The organism is Hydrogenophaga sp. FG152, assembly GCF_057809615.1.
This window is the reverse complement of record NZ_JBMDKH010000015.1, coordinates 119,151-143,921: the sequence shown is the minus strand read 5'-3', so window position 1 is coordinate 143,921 and position 24,771 is coordinate 119,151. Positions and strand designations below refer to the sequence as shown.

At 69.4% G+C, this 24,771-nt stretch carries 22 protein-coding genes; 11 read left to right on the top strand and 11 right to left on the bottom strand.

What is annotated here, in order from left to right:
• Positions 1-49: 49 nt before the first annotated feature.
• The 4 genes from ACODTB_RS18300 to ACODTB_RS18285 form a co-directional block, all read right to left on the bottom strand.
• Complete coding sequence (locus ACODTB_RS18300) at positions 50-970, bottom strand: ABC transporter permease (RefSeq protein WP_291113232.1); 921 nt, start codon at positions 968-970, stop codon at positions 50-52.
• Between the two features lie 135 nt (positions 971-1,105).
• Positions 1,106-2,164 (bottom strand): ABC transporter permease, encoded by a 1,059-nt coding sequence (locus tag ACODTB_RS18295; RefSeq protein WP_291113234.1) that lies wholly within the window; start codon positions 2,162-2,164, stop codon positions 1,106-1,108.
• On the bottom strand, positions 2,151-3,695 hold the full coding sequence (locus ACODTB_RS18290; RefSeq protein WP_291113236.1) for an ABC transporter ATP-binding protein: 1,545 nt from the start codon (positions 3,693-3,695) through the stop codon (positions 2,151-2,153). Before ACODTB_RS18290 ends, ACODTB_RS18295 begins: the two co-directional genes overlap by 14 nt.
• 25 nt (positions 3,696-3,720) lie before the next feature.
• Positions 3,721-4,665: a LysR family transcriptional regulator gene (locus ACODTB_RS18285; RefSeq protein WP_291113238.1), complete on the bottom strand. Its 945-nt coding sequence runs from the start codon at positions 4,663-4,665 to the stop codon at positions 3,721-3,723.
• 94 nt (positions 4,666-4,759) lie between these two features.
• Here ACODTB_RS18285 and xdhA point away from each other — a divergent pair, with 94 nt between their 5' ends.
• Entirely contained in the window at positions 4,760-6,259 is a 1,500-nt protein-coding gene (gene xdhA / locus ACODTB_RS18280; protein WP_291113240.1) for a xanthine dehydrogenase small subunit, read from the top strand.
• Positions 6,256-8,652, top strand: a complete 2,397-nt coding sequence (gene xdhB / locus ACODTB_RS18275; protein ID WP_291113242.1) for a xanthine dehydrogenase molybdopterin binding subunit — start codon at positions 6,256-6,258, stop codon at positions 8,650-8,652. The genes xdhA and xdhB overlap by 4 nt, the downstream gene beginning before the upstream one ends.
• 36 nt (positions 8,653-8,688) lie before the next feature.
• Here the strand turns inward: xdhB and ACODTB_RS18270 are convergent, their stop codons facing one another.
• Entirely contained in the window at positions 8,689-9,747 is a 1,059-nt protein-coding gene (locus tag ACODTB_RS18270) for a hypothetical protein (protein ID WP_291113244.1), read from the bottom strand.
• Between the two features lie 204 nt (positions 9,748-9,951).
• Here ACODTB_RS18270 and ACODTB_RS18265 point away from each other — a divergent pair, with 204 nt between their 5' ends.
• The 6 genes from ACODTB_RS18265 (at position 9,952) to ACODTB_RS18240 (ending at position 16,977) form a co-directional block, all read left to right on the top strand.
• Entirely contained in the window at positions 9,952-11,148 is a 1,197-nt protein-coding gene (locus ACODTB_RS18265) for an ROK family transcriptional regulator (protein WP_291113246.1), read from the top strand.
• Positions 11,148-12,650 (top strand): sugar ABC transporter ATP-binding protein, encoded by a 1,503-nt coding sequence (locus tag ACODTB_RS18260; protein WP_291113248.1) that lies wholly within the window; start codon positions 11,148-11,150, stop codon positions 12,648-12,650. The genes ACODTB_RS18265 and ACODTB_RS18260 overlap by 1 nt, the downstream gene beginning before the upstream one ends.
• The gene (locus ACODTB_RS18255) at positions 12,631-13,635 is read left to right on the top strand and encodes an ABC transporter permease (RefSeq protein ID WP_291113250.1); all 1,005 of its coding nucleotides are present in this window, start codon (positions 12,631-12,633) and stop codon (positions 13,633-13,635) included. Before ACODTB_RS18260 ends, ACODTB_RS18255 begins: the two co-directional genes overlap by 20 nt.
• Positions 13,636-13,689: 54 nt before the next feature.
• Positions 13,690-14,652: a substrate-binding domain-containing protein gene (locus ACODTB_RS18250; protein WP_488929611.1), complete on the top strand. Its 963-nt coding sequence runs from the start codon at positions 13,690-13,692 to the stop codon at positions 14,650-14,652.
• 133 nt (positions 14,653-14,785) lie between these two features.
• Entirely contained in the window at positions 14,786-15,853 is a 1,068-nt protein-coding gene (locus ACODTB_RS18245) for a sugar phosphate isomerase/epimerase family protein (protein WP_291113266.1), read from the top strand.
• Complete coding sequence (locus ACODTB_RS18240) at positions 15,850-16,977, top strand: Gfo/Idh/MocA family protein (protein ID WP_291113268.1); 1,128 nt, start codon at positions 15,850-15,852, stop codon at positions 16,975-16,977. The genes ACODTB_RS18245 and ACODTB_RS18240 overlap by 4 nt, the downstream gene beginning before the upstream one ends.
• Here ACODTB_RS18240 and ACODTB_RS18235 read toward each other — a convergent pair.
• Positions 16,974-17,786: a DUF72 domain-containing protein gene (locus tag ACODTB_RS18235; protein ID WP_291113270.1), complete on the bottom strand. Its 813-nt coding sequence runs from the start codon at positions 17,784-17,786 to the stop codon at positions 16,974-16,976. The two genes, ACODTB_RS18240 and ACODTB_RS18235, sit on opposite strands and share 4 nt — an antisense overlap.
• Before the next feature lie 94 nt (positions 17,787-17,880).
• Between ACODTB_RS18235 and ACODTB_RS18230 the strand changes: the two genes are divergently transcribed.
• The 3 genes from ACODTB_RS18230 to ACODTB_RS18220 all read left to right on the top strand — a co-directional run bounded on the left by ACODTB_RS18230 (position 17,881) and on the right by ACODTB_RS18220 (position 19,826).
• The gene (locus ACODTB_RS18230; protein WP_291113272.1) at positions 17,881-18,405 is read left to right on the top strand and encodes a DJ-1/PfpI family protein; all 525 of its coding nucleotides are present in this window, start codon (positions 17,881-17,883) and stop codon (positions 18,403-18,405) included.
• A gap of 105 nt (positions 18,406-18,510) precedes the next feature.
• Positions 18,511-19,254, top strand: coding sequence for an ABC transporter substrate-binding protein (locus ACODTB_RS18225; RefSeq protein WP_291113274.1), 744 nt, complete (start codon positions 18,511-18,513; stop codon positions 19,252-19,254).
• Complete coding sequence (locus tag ACODTB_RS18220) at positions 19,251-19,826, top strand: mechanosensitive ion channel domain-containing protein (RefSeq protein ID WP_291113280.1); 576 nt, start codon at positions 19,251-19,253, stop codon at positions 19,824-19,826. Before ACODTB_RS18225 ends, ACODTB_RS18220 begins: the two co-directional genes overlap by 4 nt.
• Before the next feature lie 7 nt (positions 19,827-19,833).
• Here the strand turns inward: ACODTB_RS18220 and ACODTB_RS18215 are convergent, their stop codons facing one another.
• Genes ACODTB_RS18215 through ACODTB_RS18195 form a run of 5 tightly spaced genes read right to left on the bottom strand, consistent with a single transcriptional unit; the run spans position 19,834 to position 24,762 of the window.
• Positions 19,834-20,793, bottom strand: coding sequence for a sugar kinase (locus tag ACODTB_RS18215; RefSeq protein WP_488929610.1), 960 nt, complete (start codon positions 20,791-20,793; stop codon positions 19,834-19,836).
• Positions 20,780-21,439, bottom strand: coding sequence for an RraA family protein (locus ACODTB_RS18210; RefSeq protein WP_291113284.1), 660 nt, complete (start codon positions 21,437-21,439; stop codon positions 20,780-20,782). Before ACODTB_RS18210 ends, ACODTB_RS18215 begins: the two co-directional genes overlap by 14 nt.
• Before the next feature lie 23 nt (positions 21,440-21,462).
• Entirely contained in the window at positions 21,463-22,419 is a 957-nt protein-coding gene (locus ACODTB_RS18205) for a C-terminal binding protein (RefSeq protein ID WP_291113286.1), read from the bottom strand.
• 8 nt (positions 22,420-22,427) lie between these two features.
• Complete coding sequence (locus ACODTB_RS18200) at positions 22,428-23,441, bottom strand: TRAP transporter substrate-binding protein (RefSeq protein ID WP_291113287.1); 1,014 nt, start codon at positions 23,439-23,441, stop codon at positions 22,428-22,430.
• Positions 23,442-23,472: 31 nt separating this feature from the next.
• Positions 23,473-24,762 carry a TRAP transporter large permease gene (locus tag ACODTB_RS18195; protein ID WP_488929609.1) on the bottom strand — a complete coding sequence of 430 codons (1,290 nt, stop codon included), beginning with the start codon at positions 24,760-24,762 and terminating at the stop codon, positions 23,473-23,475.
• Positions 24,763-24,771: the final 9 nt, after the last annotated feature.

Genomic DNA, 24,771 nt, shown 5'->3' with positions numbered 1-24,771 from the left:
TCTTTGTTGGGAAAGGGTGGAGCGGAAACTATGCAAAAAACAGAAAAGATTATGCGCCCGGGTAAAAGGGTTTTCCGATCGAGGAAGGCATGTTGATGCGGATCCACGTCGGGTTGCGCGAGATCAGGACCAGCACGACGATGGTGGCGATGTAGGGCATCATGGTCAGGAACTGGCTGGGCACGTTGACGCCGATGCCTTGCAGGTGGAACTGCAGCATGGTCACGCCGCCGAACAGGTAGGCCCCCAGCAGCACGCGGGCCGGCCGCCAGGTGGCGAAGGTGGTCAGCGCCAGCGCGATCCAGCCCTTGCCGGCGATCATGCCCTCCACCCACAGCGGTGTGTAGACGGTGGACACATACGCACCGGCCAGGCCGCAGAGCGCGCCCCCGGCCATCACCGCCACCAGGCGGATGCGGCGCACCGGGTAGCCCAGCGCGTGCGAGGACTCCGGGCTCTCGCCCACGCTGCGCAGCACGAGGCCGGCGCGCGTGCGGTAGAGGAACCAGATCAGGCCGATCACCAGCGCCACACAGATGTAGACCATGGGGTGGTGGCGGAACAGCGCCGGGCCGATCAGCGGGATGTCGCCGAGCAGCGGGATCGCGTGGCGGGTCTGCTCGGGCAGTTTCTCCTGCACGTAGCTGGTGCCGGCGAAGGCCGAGAAGCCCGCGCCGAACAGGCTGAGCGCCAGGCCGGTGGCGTACTGGTTGGTGTTGAGCCAGATCACCAGGCCGCCGAAGATGGCCGCGAGCAGGGCCCCGGCCGCCATGCCGGCCGCAAAGCCCAGCGTGGTGCTGCCGGTGTGGACCACGGTGGCGAAGCCGGCCAGCGCGGCGCACAGCATCATGCCCTCGGCGCCGAGGTTGACGATGCCGGCTTTCTCGTTGATGAGCAGGCCCAGCGAGGCAATGGCCAGCACGGTGCCCGCGTTGAGCGAGGCGGCGATCAGGAGAGCAGTGGATTCCATATCAAATACTCCATTCAGTGTCACGGGCGCGGACAACCGATCCAGGAACGCCGTGGAACCGGCTTTGCCGGGCCACAGGCGTTGCCCCCTTGAGGGGGGATGCGGCTACGCGCAGCGAGCAAGCAACGGGGGTGGTCATCGCTTTTTCCAGACGAGGCGGTAGGCGATCAGGGTGTCGCAGGCCAGCAAGGCAAAGAGCAGCAGGCCCTGGAACACGCCGGTGATGGACTTGGGCAGGCCCAGGCGCGACTGCGCGAGCTCGCCGCCGATGTAGAACATGCTCATGAGGATGGCCGAGAACACGATGCCCACCGGGTGCAGCCGCCCCACGAAGGCGACGATGATGGCCGCGAAGCCGTAGCCCGCCGGCACATAGGGCGTGAGCTGGCCGATCGGGCCGGCCACCTCCAGCGCGCCGGCCAGGCCGGCCGCGCCACCCGAGGTCAGCAGCGCGATCCACAGCGCCTTGCGCGAGGAAAAGCCCGCGTAGCGCGCCGCCGCGGGCGCCAGGCCGCCCACCAGCTGGGCGTAGCCCGCGTAGGTGCGGAACAGGAAGACCCACACCGCCGCCACGCCGGCCAGCGCGATCAGCAGGCCGATGGTGACGCGCGAACCGCTCATGAGGCGCGGGATCTGCGTGACCGACTCGAAGGTCTTGGTCTGCGGGAAGTTGTAGCCCATGGGGTCCTTCCACGGGCCATAGACCAGGAAGTTGAGCACCTGCACCGCCACATAGACCAGCATCAGGCTCACGAGGATCTCGTTGGCGTTGAAGCGGTCGCGCAGCAGCGCGGTGATGCCCGCCCAGAACATGCCGCCCAGCACGCCGGCCACCAGCACGGCGGGCACGATCCAGGCGCCGGTGCTCTTGTCGGCTGTGAGCGCCACGCCGGCCGCGAAGATCGCGCCGATGATGTACTGCCCCTCGGCGCCGATGTTCCACACGTTGGAGCGGAAACACACCGCCAGCCCGAGCGCGATGATGAGCAGCGGCGTGGCCTTCACCATCAGCTCGGACAGCGCGTAGGTGCTCTTGATCGGCTCCCAGAAGAACACCTGCAGGCCGCGCACCGGGTCCTTGCCCAGCACGGCGAACAGGATGACGCCGATCACCACGGTGATCAGCAGGGCCAGCAGCGGCGAGGCGTAGCCCCAGCGCGCCGAGGGTTGGGGACGGACTTCAAGCCGCAGCATGGGCGGTCTCCTCTTTCTTGTGGTGGGTGGCGGCGGTGTCCCAGAGACCGGACATCCATTCGCCGATGCGCTCGATGGTGGCGTCGGCCCGGTCCAGGCTGGGCGAGAGGCGCCCCTTGGCGATCACGTGCAGGCGGTCGCTGATCTCGAACAGCTCGTCGAGCTCTTCGCTCACCACCAGCACCGCGCAGCCCGCGTCGCGCAGCTTGAGGATCTCGCCGCGGATCTGCGCGGACGCGCCCACGTCCACGCCCCAGGTGGGCTGGCTCACGATCAGCAGCTTGGGCCTGGCCTCGATCTCGCGGCCGACGATGAACTTCTGCAGGTTGCCGCCCGAGAGCGACTTGGCCGCCGCGTCCGGCCCATTGGCCTTGACCTTGTAGCGCGCGATGATGTCGGCCGCCTGCGCCTTGAGCGCGCCCACGCGGATCCAGCCGCCCGAGCCGAGCGCGTCCGTGCGCGAGAGCAGCAGGTTGTGCGACAGCGAGAGCGTGGGCACGGCGCCCCGGCCCAGGCGCTCCTCGGGCACGAAGTGCTGGCCCTGGGCGCGCCGCCGGGCCGGGCCGGCGTGCGACACGTCCTGCCCGCCCAGGCGGATGCTGCCGGCCGGCGCGCGCCGGTCTTCGCCCGAGAGCGCGTACAGCAGCTCGCTCTGGCCGTTGCCCGACACACCCGCGATGCCCACCACCTCGCCCGCGCGCACCGTGAGCGCGATGTCGGCCAGGTGCGTGCCGAAGGGGTCGTCGCTCTGCAGCGTGAGGCCCTTCACCTCCAGCACCGCCGCGCCGGCGTGCAGCTCGCGCACCTCCAGCGCAGGTGGTTCGGCGCCGATCATCAGGCGCGAGAGCGAGGCATTGCTTTCCTGGCGCGGGTCGCACACGCCCGTGACCTGGCCGCCGCGCAGCACCGTGCAGGCCGTGCACAGCTCGCGGATCTCGTGCAGCTTGTGGCTGATGTAGAGGATGCTGCAGCCCTCGGCCGCGAGCTTGCGCAGCACCACGAAGAGCTTTTCCACCGCCTGCGGCGTGAGCACCGAGGTCGGCTCGTCCAGGATCAGCAGCTGCGGGTTGGTCAGCAGCGCGCGGATGATCTCCACCCGCTGCATCTCGCCCACCGAAAGCGTGTGCACCGGGCGCGAGGGGTCGATGTCCAGCCCGTACTCGGTGGCCTTGGCGGTGATGCTCGCGCTCACCTCCGGCAGCGTGAGCGATTTGTCCAGGCCGAGCCAGACGTTCTCGGCCACGGTGAGCGTGTCGAACAGGCTGAAGTGCTGGAACACCATGCTGATGCCCAGGGCGCGCGCCTCCTGCGGGTTGCGGATGTGCACCGGCCGGCCGTTGAACATCACCGTGCCCTCGTCGGGTTTCACCGAGCCGTAGATGATCTTCATCAGCGTGGACTTGCCGGCGCCGTTCTCGCCCAGCACGGCGTGCACCTCGCCGGGCTGCACGGTGAGCGAGACGCCGCTGTTGGCCACCACGCCCGGATATCGCTTGGTGATGCCGCTGAGTTGCAGTCGTGTCGTGGTCATGGGTCTCCTTCGTTGTCTTGTCGGGTCAGCCGTCGGCATCGGGCCGCTTCAGCGAGGCGGCCACGCTCTTGACCTGCTCGCGCAGCCAGCGCCCGGCCTTGGAGGCGTGAGTGCGCTCGTGCCAGAGCTGGTAATACATCATTCGCGGGAACTCCACCGGGCTGGGCAGCACCTTCACCGGCAGCACGCCGGTGAAGCGGTCGCAGTACTGGCGCCCGGTGGTCAGCACCAGCAGGCTGCCTGCCACCATGGCCGGGATCAGCCCGAAATGCGGGCAGCGGGCGGTGATGTTGCGCACCAGGCCCAGGGTCGCCAGGTGCTCGTCCACGAAACCGCGCGCGCCGGGGTGGGTGGGCGTGGGCGCGATGTGCTCGGCGCCCAGCCAGGCCTCCACGTCCCAGCCCCGGCGCGCCGCCGGGTGCTGCTGGGAGACCAGGCAGACCACCTCGTCGCCGAACAGGCGGCCCAGGTGCAGGTCCTCGGGCGGCTGCGTCCAGTTGCCGATCACGACGTCCACATCGCCTTGGGCCAGGTGGTTGCGGTAGTCGGAGTCGCGCGAGAGCGGGTGGATGTCGATCGGGCAGTTCGGCGCCTGGCTCTTGATCTGGGTCACCAGCTGCGGCAGGAACAGCGGGTCCATGTAGTCGCTGGCGGCGATGCTGAAGCTGTGGCGCGCGGTGGCGGGTTCGAAGCTGCGCGCGTCGGAGAACAGCACCTCGGCGCTGCGCAGGATGTCGGCCGCCGGCTCGATCATGCGCAGCCCCGCCACCGTGGGCACCATGCCCGAACCCGAGCGCACCAGAAGGGGGTCGCCGGCCATTTCGCGCAGGCGTTTGAGCGCCGCACTCACCGCCGGCTGGTACATGCCCAGGCGCAGCGCCGCGCGCGAGACACTGCGCTCGGTGAGCACGGTGTGCAGCACGCGGATCAGGTGCAGGTCAATCTTGTCGAACATGGACATGTATTTCATACCCTTGTCCTATGTGGGTGAATGGTGTTTTGGGCATTTTGGACATATGGTCGAGCATATGTTGTGCCAAGGGGGCAGCGCTATGCTGGCACGCATGAGCACCGAAATATCCGCACAAACCCTGACCTTCCTGCGCCGCGGCCAGCCCGTGACGCTGCGCCACGTGGCCCCCGACCGCACCTTGCTGGAGGTGCTGCGCGAAGACCTGCACTGCACCGGCACCAAGGAGGGCTGCGGCGAGGGCGACTGCGGCGCCTGCACCGTGGTGCTGGGCGAGGCGGTGGACGGCCAACTGGAATACAAGGCCATCAACAGCTGCATCCGGCTGGCGCACTCGGTGAACGGCCTGGCGGTCTGGACCGTGGAAGACCTGGCCAACGAGAGCGGCGAGCTGCACCCGGCCCAGGAAGCCATGGTGCAGTGCCACGGCAGCCAATGCGGTTTCTGCACACCCGGCTTCGTGATGAGCCTGTTCGGCATGTACCAGAACACCCACGGCGGAAAAGGCATCGACCGCGCCCATGCCCAGGCCGACCTCTCCGGCAACCTCTGCCGCTGCACCGGCTACCGCCCGATCCTGGACGCCGCGCAGCAGATGGGCGGCCTGCCCTTGCCCCAGGGCTGTGGCGTGAACGAGGCCGCCACCGTGGCGGCGCTCCAGGTGCTCAGGAAGGACCAGGAAGACGGCACCACCTACCTGCGCCCGACCCGGCTGACGGAGCTGCTGCGCCAGCGCGCCGCCCACCCCCAGGCCCAGGTGGTCGCCGGCTGCACCGACGTGGGCCTGTGGGTCACCAAGATGCACAAGCGCTTCGCCCAGGTGCTGGACGTGACCGCCGTGCGCGAGCTGCGCCGGGTGGAAGGCTACCCGCACCACATCGCCATCGGCGCCGCCGTCACCCTGACCGACGCCTACGCCGCCCTGGTGAAAGACCGCCCCCAGCTCCAGACCTTCGCCCAGCGCTTTGCCGGCCTGCCGGTGCGCAACTCGGGCACGCTGGGCGGCAACGTGGCCAACGGCTCGCCCATCGGCGACTCCATGCCCCTGCTGATCGGCCTGGGCGCCAGCGTGGTGCTGATGCGCTGGGATGCGAAGCGCGGCGCCATCGCCCACCGCGAACTGCGGCTGGAAGACCTCTACACCGGCTACCGCACCAACGTGATGCGACCCGACGAGCTGCTGGCCTGGATCAAGGTGCCCCGCCCCACGGCCGGGGAAACCTTCAAGGCCTACAAGATCAGCAAGCGCTTCGACGACGACATCTCCGCCGTCTGCCTCGCGATCCAGATGACGGTGACCGAGGGCGTGGTGGCGCAGGTCTCCATCGGTGCCGGCGGCGTGGCCGCCACACCGGCGCGCGCGCGCCAGACCGAAGCCGCCCTGCGCGGCCAGCCCTGGACGCCCGACACGGTGAAAGCCGCCGTGGCCGCGCTGCGCGCCGAGTTCCAGCCCATCTCCGACATGCGCGCCAGCGCCGCCTACCGACAGGCTGTGCTGGGCAACCTGCTGCAGCGCTTCTGGCTGGAAAGCCAGGGCTTGCAGCACATCAACCTGGACAACCTCAATGCGGCAACGCTGGAGGCACTGGCATGAACGCACGCGACCCCAACAACCCCGACACACCCGCGCCGGTGGTGATCTCGTCCCGCGCGGACGCCACCGCCCCGTCCGACGACGTGGCCGAAGCCCGCCCCGCCATCCCCGTGCCGCCCGCGAGCCCGCGCGCGGCCGGTGTCTCGCGCTTCCATGAGAGCGCGCGCGCCCAGGTGGCCGGCGGCGCCACCTACATCGACGACATCCCCGAGGTGCGCGGCACGTTGCACGCCGCCCCGGTCTGCTCCCCGGTGCCACACGGCCGGCTGCGCGGCGTGGACGCCTCGGCCGCCCTGGCCGTGCCGGGCGTGCGCGGCGTCTTCGGTGCCAGCGACATCCCCGGCGACCCCACGCTGGCCGCCTTCGCGCACGACGAACCCGTGTTCGCCAGCGAAACGGTCCAGTTCATCGGCCAGGTGGTGGCCGTGGTCGTGGCCGACGACGTGATGACCGCGCGCCGCGCCGCGCGCCTGGTCAAGCTCGACATCGAGCCCCTGCCCGCCGTGCTCTCGGTGCACCAGGCCCATGCCCAGGGCAGCTACGTGCTGCCCCCGGTGCACGTGAAGCGCGGCGACGCGGCGGCAGCCCTGGCGCGCGCGCCCCACCAGCTGGAGGGCACCTTCGAAGTCGGCGGCCAGGAACACTTCTACCTGGAAGGACAGATCGCCTACGTGCTGCCGCTGGAACAGAACCAGTGGTGGGTCTACTCCAGCACCCAGCACCCGGGCGAGGTGCAGCACTGGGTGTCGCACGCACTGGGCATTCACAACCACGCGGTGACGGTGGAATGCCGGCGCATGGGCGGCGGCTTCGGCGGCAAGGAAACGCAAGCCGGCCACCTCGCGGTGTGGGCCGCCGTGGCCTCGCGCAAGCTGCAGCGCCCGGTCAAGCTGCGGCTGGACCGCGACGACGACTTCATGATCACCGGCAAGCGCCACCCCTTCGCCTACCACTACCGCGTGGGCTTCGACGACACCGGTCTGCTCAGCGGGCTCGACCTGGAAATGCTCGCCAACTGCGGCTTCAGCGCCGACCTCTCCGGCCCCGTGGCCGACCGCGCGATCTTCCATGCCGACAACGCCTACTTCCTGGAAGACGTGACGATCTCCAGCTACCGCTGCAAGACCAACACCCAGAGCCACACCGCCTTCCGTGGCTTCGGCGGCCCGCAGGGCGTGATCGTGATCGAGCGCATCCTGAGCGACATCGCCCAGGCGCTCGGCAGGGACCCGCTGGACGTGCGCCTGCGCAACCTCTATGGCATCGAAAGCCGCAACGTCACCCACTACCAGATGGCGGTGGAGGACAACATCCTCGAACCGCTCATGACCACCCTCGCGCAGACCAGCCGCTACCGCGAGCGGCGCGGGCAGATCGCAGCCTGGAACGCGGACAGCCCGGTCATCAAGAAAGGCATTTCGCTCACGCCGGTGAAGTTCGGCATCAGCTTCACCGCCACGCTGTTCAACCAGGCCGGCGCGCTGGTGCACGTGTACACCGACGGCAGCGTGCAGGTGAACCACGGCGGCACCGAGATGGGCCAGGGCCTCAACACCAAGGTCGCCGCCATCGTGGCCGACGAGCTCGGCGTGCCCTTCGAGCGCGTGCTCTCCACCGCCTCCGACACCAGCAAGGTGCCCAACGCCAGCGCCACCGCCGCCTCCAGCGGCACCGACCTCAACGGCCGCGCCGCGCAATTCGCCGCGCGCCACGTGCGCGACAACCTCGCGGCCTTCGTCGCCGGGCTGGACGGCTGCGGCGCGGGCGCGGTGCGCTTCGAGGGTGGCCAGGTCATCACGCCCACCACCACGCGCAGCTTCGAGGACGTGGTGCATGCCGCCTACGCCAACCGCATCCAGCTCTGGAGCGACGGCTTCTACCGCACGCCCAAGATCCACTACGACAAGACCACCCTCACCGGCCGGCCCTTTTATTACTTCGCCTACGGCGCGGCGGTCACCGAAGTGGCCATCGACACGCTCACCGGCGAGAGCCGCGTGCTGAAGGTGGACATCCTCCACGACGTCGGCCACAGCATCAACCCGGCGATCGACATCGGCCAGATCGAGGGCGGTTTCGTGCAGGGCATGGGCTGGCTCACCACCGAGCAGCTGGTGTGGAACGACAAGGGCTACCTGCAGACCCACGCGCCCAGCACCTACAAGATCCCGGCCACCGGCGACATCCCCGAGCACTTCAAGGTCGAGCTCTGGCCCGAGGCCAACCGCGAAGACAACGTGCACGGCAGCAAGGCGGTGGGCGAGCCACCCTTCATGCTGGCCATCAGCGTGTTCGAGGCGCTGCGGGACGCGGTGGCGCAGGCCGGCGGTCGGCCCGGGGCGATGAACGCGCCGGGCACGGCGGAAGAGGTCTTGAAGGCGATCACCGCCTGAGCCGACCCGGCCCGTCAAGCCTTGCACCGCCCGTGGTCACGGCATATTGATCCGCGACAGCCGGGAACGCGCCGAGACGCGCGAGACATCTGCCTGCGACGGCTGGTCGCGCCCACGGCCCTCGCCCCCCTGGGCCTGGCGGAGCTCGATGGGCACCGTTTGTTCCAGGGACGTGGCGCGGCAGAGCCGCCCGCCCTCCCACAGGAGATAGGGTGTCAGTTCACATGCGTCCAGCAAGGCCACGAAGCCGTAAAGGTTCGAGCAGTGCAGCTTGTACAAGGCCAGGAAAAAAGAATCCAGGGCCACCTGGACACCACGAATGCCGGCGGAGACACGAGCGCCTTCCTGGATGTTCTCGTTGACCTCGAATCGCGCATGCTTGCTGGTGCGTGCCGTGAGGCTTCTGACCCACAGGGCCAGGGCGTCGGTCACGGCAAACACCAGCGTACGGGCGGCGCCTTGCACGAGCACATCGGGACCCGACGGCTGCGGCAGGAGGTCGTACAGAAAGGCCCCCAGCATGTCGCCGCCCACCGTGGCACCCGTGGCAATGCCGAGCTGACCCCATTGCCGGCCTTTCGAAGCCTCTTCCAGCGAAACGGCGTGCATCCCGATCGAGCGTTGGCACGCAGGCCACAGCAGATCCCGCAACATCCAGCGGATCGACTGTTGAACCAGCCTGTTGGCCATCTCACTGGCAAACCTTTGCCAGTAGCTCAGATCGGCGGGGTTTCGGTCATAGAGCTCTTCGACTTTCACGGCGACCACATAACCGACGAAATAGCCCACCGCATTGGCCAACGCGTTGACACCGGCGTCGAAGAAGGCCCGGCCCACTTCGCTGGTCCGTCCACCGCCCGGCAGCCCCTCGGCTTTCAGACGTTTCAGCGTCCCGTCGAACCCGGCCAGCGTGGACAAGGCCTCCTTCTGATCCCACGTCTGCGCTTCCAGAGAGCGCAGCGAAACCACTGGGTTCACGATCGGATCGTGGAACTCGGGCAAACCGTATCCAGCATGGGTTTTCAGATCGCCAAAGGCGGCGTCGTGAATCGCATTCAATTGGTCAAAGCTCGTGATATCGGGATGGAAGTTCATGGTGGATGGGGTTGTTGGACAAGGCCATGTCCGACGCCCATGGCGAGCGACGACCGGCTCGACATTGAGTGAGACCTGCGGCAAGACTGTTCTTTGATTGACCCAATTTGGACCGAACTTAGATCTTGTCGGGTCGAATTCGACCGAATAGCATGCGTCTCCAGTGCCGCGCCCGACGACGGCACACCAACGGAGACAAGCAACGTGAACTGGAAAGGCCTGAAAACCGGTGAGCGCACCGTGCTGGACCACGTGTTCTGGGCCAGCGGCATCTCGCGCGACGCCCTGGCCGCCGCCGCCTCGTTTTCCAAGACCCGCGCCAACGCCGCGGTCGCCGATCTGCTCGAACAAGGCCTGCTGGAGCAGACCGGCGAGCAGGTGCCCACCGGCGGGCGCCGCGCCGACACCCTGCGCCTGAGCCGCAGCCTGGGCGTGCTGATCGGCGTGGCCGTGGGCGCCACCGGACTGGAGGTCGGCATCCTCAGCCCCGACCTGGCCGTGATGGCCCACCACAGCGAACCGGCCGACGTGCACGACGGCCCCGGCCCGGTGCTCTCGCGCATCCGCGTGCTCATGCACGAGCTGCTGGCGCGCTGCGGCGTGGCGCCGCGCCAGGTGATCGGCATCGGCATCGGCCTGCCCGGCCCGGTGGATTTCGACAGCGGCCAGCTGGTGAGCCCACCCTTGATGCCGCTGTGGGACGGGTACTCCATTCGCGACGACCTCGCCGCCGACTTCAGCGCCCCCGTGTTCGTGGACAACGACGTCAACGTGATGGCCCTGGGCGAGCTCTGGCGCATGCAGCGCAGCCTCTCGAACTTCCTGGTAGTGAAGGTCGGCACCGGCGTGGGCTGCGGCATCGTCTGCCAGGGCCAGGTCTACCGCGGCGCCAACGGCTCGGCCGGCGACGTGGGCCACATCTGCGTGGTGCCCGACGGCCCGCGCTGCCATTGCGGCAACCTGGGCTGTGTGGAGGCGATGGCCGCCGGGCCCGCGATCGCGCGCATGGCCACCGAAGCGGCCCAGGCCGGCCAGAGCCCGCTGCTCGCGCGCCGGCTGGCCGAGCGCGGCGCGCTGCGCCTGCAGGACGTGGCCGAGGCCAGCCGCGCAGGCGACATGGCGGCCAACCAGGTGGTGCAGCGCTCCGGCGCGCTGGTGGGGCAGATGCTCGCGTCGGTGGTGAACTTCTTCAACCCCTCGCACGTGTTCATCGGCGGCGGCGTCACGCGCGTGGGGCCGCTGTTCCTGGCCGCCGTGCGCCAGAGCGTGTACCACCGCTCGCTCGCGCTCTCCACCCGGCACCTGGAGATCCAGTACACGCCGTTGGGTGAGCGCGCCGGGCTCATTGGCGCGGGCGTGCTGGCCATGCAGGAAAGCCTGCGACAGATGGAGCTGGCGTGATGGCCGCCACCGGCGTGCGCATCGAGCTGCGCGGCATCGTCAAGCGCTTCGGCCCGGTGCAGGTGCTGCACGGCGTGGACCTGGCCTTCGAGCCCGGCCGCGTCTACGGCCTGCTGGGCGAGAACGGCGCGGGCAAGTCCACCCTTATGAAGATCCTCGCGGGCTACGAACGGCCCAGCGAAGGCACGCTGCAGGTGAACGGCCGCGCGGTGCGCTTCGACGGCCCGCGCGCGGCCGAGGCCGAAGGCATCGTGCTGATCCACCAGGAGTTCAACCTGGCCGAAGACCTCACGGTGGCGCAGAACATCTTCCTGGGCCACGAGAAAAAGCGGCGCGGCCTCTGGCTCGACGACGGCGCCATGCGCGCCACCACGCGCCGCGTGCTCGACGACGTGGGTCTGAGCAAGGTGCACCCCGACACCCGCGTGCGCGACCTCATCGTGGCCGAGCGCCAGCTGGTGGAGATCGCCAAGGCGCTGTCGCGCCACGCGCGCGTGCTCATCATGGACGAGCCCACCGCCACGCTCACGCCGGGCGAGACCGGCCGGCTGTTCGGCCTGGTCGCGCGCCTGCAGGCCGAAGGCGTGACCATCGTCTTCATCTCGCACAAGCTCGACGAGGTGGAGCGCATCACCGAGGAAGTGATCGTGATGCGCGACGGTCGCCTGGTGGCGCAGCAGGCCACGGCCACGCTCACGCGCGCGCAGATGGCGAACCTGATGGTGGGCCGCGAACTCGCCGACCTCTACCCGCCGCGCGCCGAGGTGCCGGCCGACGCGCCGGTGCTGCTCTCGGTGCGCGCCCTGAGCGTGCCCGGCTGGGCGCAGGACGTGAGCTTCGAGGTGCGCGCGGGCGAGGTGTTCGGCTTCGCCGGCCTGGTGGGCGCGGGGCGCACCGAACTCTTCGAAGGCCTGCTGGGCCTGCGCGAGCGCAGCGCGCAGGCGGTGCAGGTGGCCGGGCGCGAGCTGCTGCCGCGCTCGCCGCGCGAGGCGGCCGACGCCGGCCTGACCTACCTGAGCGAAGACCGCAAGGGCCGCGGCCTGCACGTGCGCTTCGGCCTGCGCGAGAACCTCACGCTGATGGCGCTGCAGAAGCACGCCCGCCCCTGGCTGCAGCCCGCGAGCGAGACCGCCGCGCTGGCGCAGGCGGTGCGCGATTTCGGCATCCGCACCGGCTCGCTGGACGTGCCGGCCGGCTCGCTCTCGGGCGGCAACCAGCAGAAGCTCGCACTGGCCAAGGTGCTGCACCCGGACCCGCGCGTGGTGGTGCTCGACGAGCCCACGCGCGGCGTGGACATCGGCGCCAAGCGCGACATCTACGCCCTCATCCAGCGCCTGGCCGCCAGCGGCCGCGCGGTGGTCGTGATCTCGTCCGAGCTCATGGAACTCATCGGCCTGTGCCACCGCGTCGCGGTGATGCGCTCGGGCCGCCTGCAGGCCACGCTCTCGGCCGCCGACCTCAACGAACAGGAGCTCATCGCCCATGCCACAGGAACGCACTGACGCCACCCCGGCACCGCCCCCGGCCGCCGGCCGCGCCTGGCGCCTGCCCACCCTGGGCCCGCTGCTCGGCCTGGTGCTGCTGTGCATCGCCGGCACGCTGCTCAACCGCGAGTTCGCCACGGTGGACAACGCCATGAACGTGCTCACGCGCACCGCCTTCATCGGCATCATCGCCGTGGGCATGTGCTTCGTGATCATCTCGGGCGGCATCGACCTCTCGGTGGGCTCCATGGCCGCGCTGATCGCGGGCGTGGTGATCCTGCTCATGAACAGGATCGCCCCGCTGGGCTGGCCGCCGGTGGCGGTGGTGATGGTGGGCATGGCCGCCGCCGTGCTGCTGGGCGCGCTGTTCGGCCTGGCGCACGGCCTGCTCATCACGCGCGGGCGCATCGAGCCCTTCATCGTCACGCTGGGCACGCTGGGCATCTTCCGCGCCTACCTCACCTACTTCGCCGACGGCGGCGCGCTCGCGCTCGACAACGCGCTGGCCGACGCCTACGGCCCGGTGTACTACGGCAGCCTGCTGGGTGTGCCCATCCCGGTGTGGATCTTCGCGCTGGTCGCTTTCGCGGGCGCCCTGCTGCTCAACCGCACCGCCTACGGCCGCTACGTGCAGGCGATCGGCTCCAACGAGCAGGTGGCGCGCTACGCCGCGGTGGACGTGGACCGCATCAAGGTGCTCACCTACACCCTGCTCGGTGTGTGCGTGGGCATCGCCACGCTGCTCTACGTGCCGCGCCTGGGCTCGGCCTCGCCCACCACCGGCCTGCTGTGGGAGCTCGAAGCCATCGCGGCCGTGATCGTGGGCGGCACCGCGCTGCGCGGCGGCGCCGGCAGCATCGGCGGCACCGTGATCGGCGCCATCCTGCTCTCGGTCATCAGCAACATCCTCAACCTCACCAGCATCATCAGCGTGTACCTCAACGCGGCGGTGCAGGGCTTCGTGATCATCGCCGTCGCATTCATGCAGCGGCGGCGTCCCTGAAGGCACGCCATGCCTTCTTTCTTTCCCTGTCATCAACACATCAAGGAGACAAGCATGAAGTACCGTTCCCGTCTGCTCGCGCTGGCCGCCCTGGCCGCGCTGGGCATGGCCAGCCCGCTGCTGGCGCAGGCCCAGAACAAGGTGAACCTGGGCGTGGCCATCCCGGCCGCCACCCACAGCTTCGCCGCCGGCCTGGTGTACTGGGCCAACGAAGCCAAGAAAGAACTGGAGAAGGACCCCGACATCAAGGTCACGATCAAGACCGCCAGCGGCGCGCCCGAACAGGCCAACCAGCTGCAGGACCTGGTCACCGCGACCAAGATCGACTCGCTCGTGATCCTGCCCTTCGAGTCCGCCGCGCTGACACGACCGGTGCAACAGGTCAAGGCCAAGGGCGTGTACGTGACGGTGGTGGATCGCGGCCTCACCGACACCAGCGCGCAGGACGCCTACGTCTCGGGCGACAACACCGCCTTCGGCAAGGTGCCGGCCGAGTACCTGGCCAAGGCGCTCAACGGCAAGGGCAACATCGTGGCGCTGCGCGGCATCCCCACCACCATCGACAACGAGCGCATGGACGCCTTCAACGCGGTGATGAAGAACCACCCTGGCATCAAGGTGCTGGACGCCAAACACGGCAACTGGAACCGCGACGACGCCTTCAAGGTGATGCAGGACTTCCTCACCCGCTTCAAGGAGATCGACGCCGTGTGGGCGGCCGACGACGACATGGCCTTCGGCGTGCTGCGCGCGATCGAGCAGGCCAAGCGCAAGGACATCAAGATCGTCTTCGGCGGCGCCGGTGCCAAAGCCATGGTCAAGACCTTGATGGACGGCAGCAACCCGCTGATCCAGGCCAACGTGTCCTACTCGCCCAAGTTCCTTTATGACGCCATCAAGATGACCGCGCTGGCGCGCAAGAAGGGCGAGAAGCTGCCAGCCTCGACCATCGTGCCTTCGGTGCTGATCACCAAGGCGAACGCCAAGGACTTCTACTTCCCTGATTCACCGTTCTAGAGAGCACCCCCCGCGGCGCTTCGCGCCACCCCCCTTGAAGGGGGGCGACACCTGGGACCGGCAAAGCCGGATCCTCGGTGTCTCTGGGTGATGCCCTTCGCTGGCGGATCGCTTTGGCTTTTGGAGTATTCCCATGAAAACCATCCAGGGACCCGGGATCTTCCTGGCCCAGTTCATCAGCAAGGCCGCGCCGTTCGACACGCTCGACGGCCTGGCCGGCTGGGCCGCCTCGCTGGGCTACAAGGGGGTGCAGATCCCCACCAGCGATGCGGCCATCTTCGATCTCGAACGCGCCGCGACCAGCGACACCTATTGCGACGAGGTGAAGGGCCGGCTCGCCGCGCACGGCCAGCAGATCACCGAACTCTCGACCCACCTGCAGGGCCAGCTGCTGTGCGTGCACCCCGCCTACGACCTGCAGTTCGACGCCTTCGCCGCGCCCCACGTGCGCGGCAAACCGGCCGCGCGAACCGCATGGGCGCATGAGCAACTGCTGCTGGCCGCGAAGGCCTCGCGGCGCCTGGGCCTGAAAGCCCACGCCAGCTTCTCGGGCGCGCTGGCCTGGCCCTACCTCTACCCCTGGCCGCAGCGCCCGCCGGGCCTGGTCGAAGCGGCGTTCGCGGAGCTCGCGAGGCGCTGGCGCCCGGTGCTCGACGCCTTCGATGAAGCCGGCGTGGACGTCTGCTACGAACTGCACCCCGGCGAAGACCTGCACGACGGCATCACCTTCGAGCGTTTTCTCGACGCCGTGGGCCAGCACCCGCGGGCGAACATCCTCTACGACCCGAGCCACTTCGTGCTGCAGCAGCTCGACCACCTGGCCTTCATCGACCACTACCACGAGCGCATCCGCGCCTTCCACGTGAAGGACGCCGAGTTCCGCCCCAACGGCAAGCAGGGCGTGTACGGCGGCTTCTCGAACTGGATCGACCGTGCCGGGCGCTTCCGCTCGCTCGGCGACGGCCAGGTGGACTTCAAGGCCATCTTCTCGAAGATGGCGCAATACGACTACGCCGGCTGGGCCGTGCTGGAGTGGGAGTGCTGCCTCAAGCACCCGGAAGACGGCGCGCGCGAAGGCGCGGCCTTCATCCGCGAGCACATCATCCGCGTGGCCGACCGCGCCTTCGACGACTTCGCCGCCAGCGCGGGCGACCCCGCCACCCTGGCCGCCCTGCTGGGCCTGAACCGGGGCACACCATGAGCACCGGCGAGCGCACCACGCGGCGCATCCGCCTGGGCATGGTGGGCGGTGGCGATGGCAGCTTCATCGGCGCGGCCCACCGCATCGCCGCGCGCCTCGACGACCAGTTCGAGCTCGTGGCCGGCGCGCTCTCGTCCACACCCGAACGCGCGCACGCCAGCGCCGCGAACCTGCACATCGCGCCCGAGCGCAGCTACGCCGACTACGCCGCCATGGCGCGGGCCGAGGCGCAGCGCGAGGACGGCATCGACGCCGTCGCCATCGTCACGCCCAACCACCTGCACGTGCCGGTGGCGCGCGCCTTCGCCGAACAAGGCATCCACGTCATCTGCGACAAGCCGCTGGCCACCTCGCTGGCCGAGGCAAAGGCCCTGGCGCAGGTGGTGCGCGAGCGCGGCCTGCTGTTCCTGCTCACCCACACCTACGCGGGCTACCCCATGGTGCGCCAGGCGCGCGAGATGGTGGCCGCCGGTGAACTCGGCGAGCTGCGCATCGTGCAGGTGGAGTACGCGCAGGACTGGCTGGGCGAGCCGGTCGAACGCCGGGGCAACAAGCAGGCCGAATGGCGCGCCGACCCGAAGCGCGCCGGACCGGCCGGTGCGCTGGGCGACATCGGCACCCACGCCTACCAATTGGCGCGCTACGTGAGCGGGCTGAGCGTGCAGGAGCTGTCGGCCGAGCTCACGAGCTTCGTGCCCGGCCGAACGCTGGACGACCACGTGCAGGCCATGCTGCGTTTCGAGGGCGGCGCGCGCGGCATGCTGTGGGCCAGCCAGGTCGCCAGCGGCGCCTGCAACGCGCTGCGCCTGCGCGTCTATGGCACGCGCGCCTCGCTGCATTTCGATCAGGAGCAGCCCGAGTTCCTGAGCTTCGCCCCGCAAGGCGGCCCGGTGCAGCAACTGCGCCGGGGCATGGCGCCGCAGGTCGGTGACAACCGCATCCCGGCCGGCCACCCCGAGGGCTACCTGGAGGCCTTCGCCACGCTGTACCGGGATTTCGCACGCGCCTGGCGCGGCGAAGCCATGTCGAACATGCCCGGCCTGCTCGACGGCCTGGACGGCATGGCCTTCATCGAGGCCGTGCTGAACAGCCACCGGCAGAACGCACGCTGGGTGCGGCTCTAGAGGCGTTCGATCAGCGCCATCGCGGCCGCCGGGGCGCGCTCCTTGGCGCCGCTGATGAAGTACATGAACACATCCCGCGCCTTGGCCTTCTTGCCGGCGCTTTCGACGCGGGGCACGTCGGCCGGCTCACCGCCCGCGGCCCAGGTCTTGGCGGCTTCGGCCCAGCGGTCCAGCGCCTTGGGCGCGTACCCCGTCTTCACCTTCGGGTCGGTTCGCATCAGGCGCGCGTAGACGAAGTCGCCGGTCACATCGGCGAACGAGGGGTAGTCGTCCGAATCGGTGAACACCGTGGCGCAGCGGTGCTTTCGCGCCAGCGCGAGGTAGGCCGGGTCCAGGAAGCTCGCATGCCGCACGTCCAGCGCGTGGCGCAGCGGCAGGCCGTCCACCTCGCTCGGCAGCAGCTTCAGGAAGGCCTCGAAATCCACCGGGTCGAACACCTTGGTCGGCGCGAACTGCCACACCAGCGGCCCGAGCTTGGGGCCGAGTTCGCTCAGGCCGCTGCCCACGAACCGTTCGATGGACTCGCCGGCCTCGGCCAGCACCCGGCGGTTGGTGGTGAAGCGGTTGGCCTTCAGGGAGAACACGAAGCCCTCGGGCGTCTCGTCGCGCCACTTGGCGAAGGTGGGCGGCTTGAAGGTGCTGTAGTAGGTGCCGTTGACCTCGATCGCGGTCAGCTTCGAGCTGGCGTAGGCCAGCTCCTTGCTGTGCGCCAGGCCCTTGGGGTAGAAGTTGTCGCGCCAGGGCTCGTAGGTCCAGCCGCCCACGCCCGACCGGATCGCGCCCGATGTTGCCTTCTTGCTGGTGGCCATGCCGTCTCCTGCGGAAAAAACGTCTGCAACTCTACAAGAGGACCGGCGCGACAGGGCGATTTCCCTGGGCACGCCATTTGCCCCAGTGGTGGGTATGGCTCAGCTCCCGCCCTCCCTTCAACACGCCGTGCTGGCCGGCGATCCCTCGATCCGGGCCCGCAAGGTGGCCATCCTGGTCGCGCACGGCATCGTCGGCAAAAGCGCCGTGGGTCTGCACGCCACCTTGCTCGCCCTCGGCGCCCAGCCCCGTTTCGTGGCACCCCGGATCGGCCCGGTGAAGACCGTGGACGGCGTGTTCGTCGACGCCGAGGCTTCGCTGCAGAACGAACCCGCCTTCCTGTTCGACGCGCTGGCCCTGCCCGATGGCGACGAAGGCGTGCAGGCCCTCGCGCGCGACACCCACACGCTGGACTTCATCCGCGACCAGCACCGCAGCGGCAAGGCCATCCTGGCCATGCCCGCTTCCCGCGCGCTGCTCGAAGCGGCGGGCGTGTCCCTGACCCTGCCGTCGGGACAGGCGGACCCGGGGCTGGTCGTCGGCCACGACGCCACGGCCTTCGTCCAGGCCATCGTGCGCGACCGGCATACCGGCCGCCACATCGAGCCGCCGTCCCCCTGACGCCGTCCCGGTGATCCGGGAGGGCCGTTACCATGGTCATCCTTTGCCGCGGGCCCCGGCCACGCGGCAAGCCATGGACGTTCACCCGCCTTCCCCCTCATCGCCATGACCGCTTCCCTCCCCCTGTCCCACAGCTTCGCGCCCACTGGCCGCCTGCGCGCCTCCATCAACCTGGGCAACCCCATCCTCGCCAACCGCAACCCCGCCACCGGGCAGCCGGTCGGCGTCTCGGTGGACCTCGCGCACCGCCTGGCGCAGGGGCTCGGCGTCGGGATCGAGCTGGTCGTGTTCGACACGGCGGGCCAATCGGTGGACGCGGTGAGGAACGGCGCGGCCGATGTCGGCTTCTTCGCCATCGACCCGCTGCGCGGCGAGGGCATCGCCTTCACCGCGCCCTATGTGCTGATCGAAGGCAGCTACCTCGTGCGCGACGAATCCCCGCTGCAGCGCAACGACGAGGTGGACCGGCCGGGCACGCGGGTGACCGTGGGCAAGGGCAGCGCCTACGACCTGTTTCTGACGCGCGAGCTGCGGCACGCCGAGATCGTGCGGGCCGCCAGTTCGCAGGCCGTGGTCGATGAGTTCGTGCGCCAGGGGCTGGACGTGGCCGCCGGCGTGCGGCAGCAGCTGGAGCACGACCAGCAACGCCACCCCGGCCTGCGGCTGCTGCCCGGCCGTTTCATGGTGATCCAGCAGGCCATGGGCCTGCCCAAGGACCGCGGCGCCGATGCGGCGCGCTATCTGCATGCCTTCGTGGAAGACATGAAATCGACCGGCTTCGTGGCCGCTTCCCTGAACCAGCACCACATCCAGGGCGCCTCGGTGGCCCCCGCCGCGACCACTCCATGAAAGACGTTCTCCCCGCCTACGCCCACCCCTTCATCGACGTCATCACCATCGCGCTGCAGATCGCGCTGATCGTCTTCGTCGCGCTGCTGCTGCGCTCGCTGCTGCACCGCCTCATCACCCGCGTGGGCGAGGACAAGCGGCTGCCGCTGGAGTTTGTGATCGGCGGCCGGCGCGTGGTCACCTTCCTGCTGTTCGGCGCCGCCCTGCTGCTGGTGCTGGACCGCGTGGGTGTCTCGGGCATGGTGATCTGGACCGCGTTCACCGGCTTTGCCACGGTGGGCGCCATCGCCTTCTTCGCGGCCTGGAGCGTGCTCTCCAACATCTTCTGTGCGGTGCTGATCTTCACCTCGCGCCCGTTCGGCCTGCGCGACCGCATCGAACTGCTGGAGGGCGGCGACAAGCCGGGCCTGGCCGGCGAGGTGATGGACATCAACCTGATCTACACCACGCTGCGCGAAGACACCGCCGAGGGCGCGGAGCCTTCCTACCTGCGCGTGCCCAACAGCCTGTTCTTCCAGCGCACCACGCGCCTGCGCACGCGCGAGTCGGTGGTGCGCTCGCTGCTGGACTGAGCGGCGCTCAGGGCCGGGCGGCCGCGAGCACCTCGCGCACGCGCGCGGCGTGCGGAATCGGCGCCACCGCGCCATAGCCCTCGGTGGAGAGCGCGGCCACCGTGGCGGCGTAGCGCCCGGCGGTGGGCAGGTCGTCCCCCGCCACCAGGCGCGCCACGAAGGCCCCGCCGAAGGCATCGCCCGCGCCGGTGGCGTCCACCGGCTGGCAGCGCGCGGGCGCGATGCGGTGGCGCTCGCTGGCCGTGGCCACGATCGCGCCCTGCTCGCCCATCTTGAGCGCCACGGTCTTCGCGCCGAGGCGCAGGCAGTGGTCCACCAGCGCATCCGGGTCGTGTAGGCCGGTGATGGCGACCACGTCGTCGTAGCTGGGCAGGCAGATGTCGCTCAGGCCGATCACGTCCGTCATGACGGCGCGCGCGCGCTCCACCGACCACAGCTTGAGCCGCAGGTTGGTGTCGAACGACACCCAGGCCCCGGCGGCGCGCGCGCATTCGATGGCGGCATAACCGGCGTCGCAGGCGTTCGGTGAAATCGCCAGCGAGATGCCCGAGAGGTGCAGCACGCGCGCCGTCTCGATCGGCGCGCGCGGCAGCGTGGCCGGCGTGAGCCGGCTCGCGGCCGAGCCGCTGCGGAAGAAGCTGAAGTGGTGGCCCTGCCCGTTGTGGGTGACGAAATAGATCGCGCTGAAGGCCGCCGGGTCGGTCAGCACGTGGCGGTGGTCCACGCCCTCCTCGTCCCACAGGCGGCGCAGCAGGGCGCCATAAGGGTCGTCGCCGAGCGCGCTCACATAGGCCACGCGCGCGCCCTGGCGGGCGGCGGCGATGGCGAAGTTGGAGGTGTCGCCACCGAAGCCCTGCAGGTAGCTGCGCCCGCCGTTCTCGCCGGTCTGGTTGAACTCCACCATGGCCTCGCCCAGGGCCACGATCTGCGCGGCCCCGGCGTGGCTGGGCACCTCAGATGCGGCCATATTTGGCCAGGCCCTTGCGCAGCGACTTCTCGGCCATGATGAGCTTGGCCTGCTCCAGCTCGCGCTCGTCGATCTCGCGCGACGCGGCCAGCACCTCGGCGGCCTTCGCGCGCGGCACCACGACCACGCCGTCCACGTCGCCCACCATGATGTCGCCCGGGTGCACCACGATGCCCCCGACACGCACGGGCACCTGCGAGGCCACCGTGCGGAAGCGGCCCAGCGTGGTGCCGGGGCTCACGTCGCGGGCATAGACCGGGAAGCCGTAGTCGCGCCGGATCTCGGTGAGGTCGCGCACGCCGCCATCGAGCACCGCGCCGGCGTGGCCGTTGGCCACGGCGCCGGCCGTCATCAGGCCGCCCCACACCGCCACGTCGGGCTGGCCGCCGTCGATGGAGATCACGATCACGCTGCCGGGTTCGGCTTCGTCGATCAGGTCCAGCGCGTGCTGGGGTGGCACGAATTCATCGGTCGCCGATTCGAGCACGGTGGCGGCCGGGCCGCAGATGCGCTTGTCGTTGATGCGAGGCTTGATCGGCGTGTCCATGTAGCCGCGCTGGCCGCAGACCTTGTCCACCGCATCGGCCACCGAGGCCACGGCCACCTGGTTGAAGCCGTCGACCAGCTCCTTCAATTCCTTGTTCATCGTTTCTCCGTTCAGTCAAAAAATCACCAGCGGTTGAGCCAGTGCAAGGGTTGTTCTCCGCGCAGGACGCGCACCGCCTCCTGCGCCGTCTTGAGCTGCAGTTCGCGCATGGCCTCTTCGCTGTACCAGCCCATGTGGTTGGTCACGACCACGTTGTCCAGGCCGAAGATCGGGTGCGCGCCCGGCGGCTCCTGCTCGAACACGTCCAGCCCCGCGCCCAGGATGCGGCGCTCGCGCAAGGCCTCGTACAGCGCCTGCGTGTCCACCAGGCCGCCGCGCGCCGTGTTCACCAGGAGGGCGGTGGGCCGCATGAGCGCAATGCGCCGCGCGTCCACCATGTGTTTCGTCTGCTCGTTGAGCGGCGCATGCAGCGAGATCACGTCGGCCTCGGCGAACAGGGTGTCGAGGTCGGTGCGCTCCACACCCGGGGGCATGTCGCTCTTGGGGTCGTGCACCAGCACGCGGCCGAAGCCGAAGCCCGCGAGCTTCTCCAGCGTCATGCGCGCGATGCGGCCGAAACCCACCAGGCCCAGCGTGCGCCCGCGCAGCCGATACATGGGCTGCAGCACGCCGGTGGACCAGCGGCCCGCGCGCACCTCGGCGTCGTGCAGGCCGATGCGGCGCGAGACCGCGAGCGCCAGCGCCACGGCCTGCGAGCTGACCTCGTCGGTGCCGTAGTCGGGCACGTTGGCCACCATGATGCCGCGCTCGCGCGCGGCGGCCTGGTCGATGTTGTCCACGCCGATGCCGTAGCGGATCACCGCGCGGCAGCGGGTCATGGCGTCGATCACCCGGCGCGACACCGGCGACTCGCGCACCAGCACCACGTCGGCGTCCGCCACCGAGGCGGCCGCCGCGTTTTCGTCGCGGCGGCAGGGGCGCACCTCGAAGCGCGCGCCCTCGGCGCCCAGCAAGGCCTCTTCCTGGTCGTAGGCGGCGTAGCCGTCGTCCAGGGCCACCACCAGGCGGTCGTGCTTCACCCCGTCGCTCACTTGGCGGCAGCGGCTTGCAGCAGCTTCTCGGTCCACTCCTTGCTCACCTCGGCTTCGAGGTAGGCGCGCACCGGCGGCTGCGCCACCTTGCGGAAGCGGTCGATCTCGGCCGGGGTGAGCTCGGTCACCGTCATGCCCTTCTCGGTCAGCACCTTCTTGGCCGAGAGGTCCTGCGCGCGCGTCATGTCGCGGTGGATCTTCTTGGCGATGTCCACGCCCTCGGTCACGGCCTTCTTCTCGGCGGCGTTCAGGCCGTTGAAGAAGCGCTCGCTGACCATGTAGGCGTGCAGGCTGTAGACGTGGCCGTCCAGCGTGATGTGTTTCTGGTGCTGGAACAGGCTGGCGGCCATGATGTTGGTGACGCCGTTTTCCTGGCCGTCGGCCGTGCCCTGCGCGAGCGCGGCGGGCAGTTCGCCCCAGTCGATCGCGGTCGGGCTGGCGCCCAGCGACTCGACCAGCTTCACGAACACCGGGCTGGGCTGCACGCGGATCTTCAGGCCCTTCATGTCCTCGGGCGTCTTGATGGCGCGCTTGCTGTTGGTGAAGTGGCGGATGCCATTGTCGGCGTAGCCCATCAGGCGGATGCCGGTGCGCTTGCGCATGTCCTCGGCCAGCTCCTGGCCGAACTTGCCGTCGAGCACGGCGTAGGCGTGCGCGTGGTCGTTGAAGAGGAAGGGCAAGCCGAAGATGTTGAAGGTCTTGTAGACGCCGGGAATGCCGCCGTCGTGCACCACGGCGAGTTCGACCGTGCCCAGGCGCAGGCCCTCCATGACCTGCTGTGCCGGGCCGAGCTGGCCGGCGGGGTACAGCTCGACCTTGAGCGAACCGTGGGTGGCTTTTTCCACGTGGTCCTTGAACGCGAGCGCGGCGGCGTGCTTGGGCTGGTCGTTGCCGGCCGGCTGGTAGTGGGTGTACTTCAGCACCTTCTGCGCGAACGCGGGGCCGGCGCCGAACGCCAGCAGGGAGGCGGCGGCCACGGCCGCCAGGAAGTGCTTGCGATGAATCTTCACGGGGAGTCTCCTTCTAGGGTGGTTCTGAGGGTCAGTGTGAGTACCCGAGCACGCCGGGCAACCAGGTGGAAAACGTGGGAACGAAGGTGAGCAGCATCAGCACGCCGAACAGCGCAACCAGCATGGGCACCATTTCGCGCACCATGGGGCCCATGCGCACGCCCGAGACCGCGGAGGTGACGAACAGCAGCCCGCCCACGGGCGGCGTGACCATGCCCAGCGTGAGGTTCACGATGATCACGATGGCGAAGTGCAACGGGTTGAGACCGGCCGCGTCGGCCAGCGGCCCGAGGATGGGCACCATGATCATCACGCCGGGCAGTGGCTCGATGAAGATGCCCACGAGCAGCAGCAGCACGTTGATGGCGATCAGCAGCTCGATCGGGGAAAGCGCCATGCCGGCGATCCATGCCGCCATCTGCTGCGGGATCTGGCCCACCGTGAGCACCCAGGCGAACACCGCCGAGGTGGCGACGATGAACAGGATGGAGGCCGTCATCAGCGCCGAGCGGAACAGGATGGCGGGCAGCATGTCCATGCGCAGCGTGCCGTAGACGAAGCGACCCACCAGCAGCGCATACAGCACGGCGGCGGCCGAGGCCTCGGTGGGCGTGAAGATGCCCAGGTGGATGCCGCCCAGGATGATGACCGGCAGCATCAGCGCCGGCAGCGCGCGCCAGAACAGGCGCAGCAGCGGTGCCGGGTCCAGCAGCTCGGGCGAGGAGCGGTAGCCTCGCCGCACGCTCACGATGTGGTTGACCACCATCAGCGAGAGCGCGATCAGGAAGCCCGGCACCACACCGGCCAGGAACAGGCCGGTGATGCTCACGCTGTTGTCCGTCATCGCGTAGACGATCATGATGATCGAGGGCGGGATGATGGGGCCGACGATGGCGGTGCTCGCGGTGAGCGCGGCGGCGTACGAGTCCTTGTAGCCGGCCTTGCGCATCATCTTGATGAGCATGGCGCCCGGGCCCGCTGCATCGGCCAGCGCCGAGCCGCTGATGCCCGAGAAGAAGGTGAGCGTGAGGATGTTGGCGTGGCCCAGGCCGCCGCGGCGCATGCCCACCAGGCGCGCGGCGAACTTGAGCAGTACGTCGGTGAGCGCGCCGCCGGTCATGAGCTCGGCGGCGAGGATGAAGAAGGGGATCGCCATCAGCGGGAAGCTGTCGAGCCCGCTGAAGAGGTTTTGCATCACCACCAGCGAGGACAGGCCGGGCTTGAGCCAGACCGCCACCAGGCCGGCGATGAGCATCGCGAAGGCAATGGGTGCGCCGATCACCATCAGCGCCAGAAAAACGAGACCGAGAACCGTCGTCATCGCAGGCCC

Bases quoted from the DNA above. Each gene is read 5' to 3' on its own strand.
- ACODTB_RS18225 (WP_291113274.1), top strand. From the start codon at position 18,511: ATGACCGCTTCCCTCCCCCTGTCCCACAGCTTCGCGCCCACTGGCCGC.
- ACODTB_RS18210 (WP_291113284.1), bottom strand. From the start codon at position 21,439: ATGAACAAGGAATTGAAGGAGCTGGTCGACGGCTTCAACCAGGTGGCC.
- ACODTB_RS18235 (WP_291113270.1), bottom strand. From the start codon at position 17,786: ATGGCCACCAGCAAGAAGGCAACATCGGGCGCGATCCGGTCGGGCGTG.
- ACODTB_RS18220 (WP_291113280.1), top strand. From the start codon at position 19,251: ATGAAAGACGTTCTCCCCGCCTACGCCCACCCCTTCATCGACGTCATC.
- ACODTB_RS18230 (WP_291113272.1), top strand. From the start codon at position 17,881: ATGGCTCAGCTCCCGCCCTCCCTTCAACACGCCGTGCTGGCCGGCGAT.
- xdhB (WP_291113242.1), top strand. From the start codon at position 6,256: ATGAACGCACGCGACCCCAACAACCCCGACACACCCGCGCCGGTGGTG.
- ACODTB_RS18290 (WP_291113236.1), bottom strand. From the start codon at position 3,695: ATGACCACGACACGACTGCAACTCAGCGGCATCACCAAGCGATATCCG.
- ACODTB_RS18270 (WP_291113244.1), bottom strand. From the start codon at position 9,747: ATGAACTTCCATCCCGATATCACGAGCTTTGACCAATTGAATGCGATT.
- ACODTB_RS18300 (WP_291113232.1), bottom strand. From the start codon at position 970: ATGGAATCCACTGCTCTCCTGATCGCCGCCTCGCTCAACGCGGGCACC.
- ACODTB_RS18195 (WP_488929609.1), bottom strand. From the start codon at position 24,762: ATGACGACGGTTCTCGGTCTCGTTTTTCTGGCGCTGATGGTGATCGGC.
- ACODTB_RS18245 (WP_291113266.1), top strand. From the start codon at position 14,786: ATGAAAACCATCCAGGGACCCGGGATCTTCCTGGCCCAGTTCATCAGC.
- ACODTB_RS18285 (WP_291113238.1), bottom strand. From the start codon at position 4,665: ATGAAATACATGTCCATGTTCGACAAGATTGACCTGCACCTGATCCGC.
- xdhA (WP_291113240.1), top strand. From the start codon at position 4,760: ATGAGCACCGAAATATCCGCACAAACCCTGACCTTCCTGCGCCGCGGC.
- ACODTB_RS18215 (WP_488929610.1), bottom strand. From the start codon at position 20,793: ATGGCCGCATCTGAGGTGCCCAGCCACGCCGGGGCCGCGCAGATCGTG.
- ACODTB_RS18260 (WP_291113248.1), top strand. From the start codon at position 11,148: ATGGCCGCCACCGGCGTGCGCATCGAGCTGCGCGGCATCGTCAAGCGC.
- ACODTB_RS18250 (WP_488929611.1), top strand. From the start codon at position 13,690: ATGAAGTACCGTTCCCGTCTGCTCGCGCTGGCCGCCCTGGCCGCGCTG.
- ACODTB_RS18255 (WP_291113250.1), top strand. From the start codon at position 12,631: ATGCCACAGGAACGCACTGACGCCACCCCGGCACCGCCCCCGGCCGCC.
- ACODTB_RS18240 (WP_291113268.1), top strand. From the start codon at position 15,850: ATGAGCACCGGCGAGCGCACCACGCGGCGCATCCGCCTGGGCATGGTG.
- ACODTB_RS18295 (WP_291113234.1), bottom strand. From the start codon at position 2,164: ATGCTGCGGCTTGAAGTCCGTCCCCAACCCTCGGCGCGCTGGGGCTAC.